The organism is Frigoribacterium faeni (assembly GCF_007988805.1).
GTDB classification, from domain to species: Bacteria; Actinomycetota; Actinomycetes; order Actinomycetales; family Microbacteriaceae; genus Frigoribacterium; species Frigoribacterium faeni.
In genome coordinates this window covers 1-837 of the sequence record NZ_BJUV01000079.1, presented here as the reverse complement: position 1 = coordinate 837, position 837 = coordinate 1, and the positions used below count along the sequence as shown (strand labels likewise).

General features: G+C 68.6%; 1 protein-coding gene. It reads right to left on the bottom strand.

Going from position 1 to position 837, the window contains the following annotated elements; all coding sequences use genetic code 11:
* Window positions 1-55: 55 nt before the first annotated feature.
* The gene (locus tag FFA01_RS15795; RefSeq protein ID WP_146857137.1) at window positions 56-760 is read right to left on the bottom strand and encodes a hypothetical protein; all 705 of its coding nucleotides are present in this window, start codon (window positions 758-760) and stop codon (window positions 56-58) included.
* Window positions 761-837 lie beyond the last annotated feature (77 nt).

Sequence of the window (837 nt, the reverse complement as noted above, 5' to 3'; positions counted from 1 at the left end):
GTGGTGCGGGGGTGTCGGGGGCCGGGGCCGGCGTCGTCGCGGGAGGAGTCGGTGACTACTCGGTCGCGACGGTGATCTTCGCGACGCCGACGAGCATCTCGTCCTGGACGGCGTCGGTGTTGAAGGTCTGGTTCAACAGCGCGGCGGCGTCGGGGCTGATGTGCACGGTGGTGCCCTCGAGGACCGCGTTGGTGCCGTCCATCTGGAGGGGCTTCAGGGTGCCGCCCCAGAGGTTGAACAGGTAGGCGTCCTCGGCGACGACCTCGCCGTTGGCGGACACGGTGCCGTAGAGCTTCGAGGCGCCCGGGTCGATGCGGAAGTCGGTGAGCTCGACGGTGGTGTCACCGGCGGTCAGCGACAGGCCCGAGCCGTCGTGGTCGATCTCGCCCTGGACGTAGGGGCGCACGTCGCTGGCGGGGTCGTAGTAGTCGACGTTGCCGCCGGTGATCGGGAACGCGAACGTTCCGGTGTCGGCGTCGAAGGTGCCGGTGCCGACCGGTGCCGGGGTCAGACCCAGCGTGGTGAGGGCCTCGACGAACGACGCGTCGACGGTGACCTCGGTGTCGACGCCGTTGGAGAGGTCGGCGAGCGAGGCGACCGGGGTGGCCTCGGCGCTGGGCTCGGCCGAGGCGGAGGTCGTGGACTCGGTGGAACCGCTGTTGCTGTCCATCGAGCAGGCGGCGAGGCTGAAGACGAGGGCGCCGGAGGCGACGATGCCGAGTCCGACCTTGGTGATCTTCTTGCGGGAGAATGCGTTCATGATCAGGTCCTTTTCTGTGATTCCCGGTGGGGATGTCAAGGGTTCGCCACCACCGCCGAAAGAGATTGGACCGGATC

Excerpts from the sequence above, each read along its gene's own strand:
- FFA01_RS15795 (WP_146857137.1), bottom strand. The coding sequence starts at position 760 with ATGAACGCATTCTCCCGCAAGAAGATCACCAAGGTCGGACTCGGCATC.